At 60.2% G+C, this 455-nt stretch carries 1 pseudogene; it reads left to right on the plus strand.

The features are described from left to right. Positions 1-110: 110 nt before the first annotated feature. Positions 111-455 (plus strand): annotated as a pseudogene (locus tag AACY52_RS31080) (transposase); the annotation flags it as partial.

Consider the following 455-nt stretch of genomic DNA (forward strand, 5'->3'; position numbering starts at 1 on the left):
CTGCGCGCGTCACCGCAATTTGCGTAATTGCGCAATTTCGGGCAACGTGACCTGCCCCTGCCAATTTCCTCCAGTTGAAGTTAGAGTCCGGCCTTCTGAAGGACGGACAGATGAAGCGAGCCAGGTTTACGGAAGAGCAGATTATTGGCGTGCTGCGTGAGCATGAGGCCGGTGCGAAGACTGCCGATTTGGCGCGGAAGCATGGCGTCTCTGAAGCGACGCTGTACAATTGGAAGGCGAAGTTCGGCGGAATGGACGTCTCCGAGGCCAAGCGGTTGCGGCAACTCGAGGTCGAGAACGCCAAGCTGAAGAAGCTGCTGGCCGAGCAGATGCTGGATGCTGCGGCGCTACGCGAGCTTTTGTCAAAAAAATGGTAGGGCCCGTCGCCAAGCGCGAAGCTGTCGCGCACCTGCAGGCCGTCATGGGTCTGTCGGAGCGGCGGGCCTGCGGCATCG

This window comes from Pseudomonas sp. EA_65y_Pfl1_P113 (assembly GCF_963970525.1).
Classification (GTDB): Bacteria; Pseudomonadota; Gammaproteobacteria; order Pseudomonadales; family Pseudomonadaceae; genus Aquipseudomonas; species Aquipseudomonas tritici.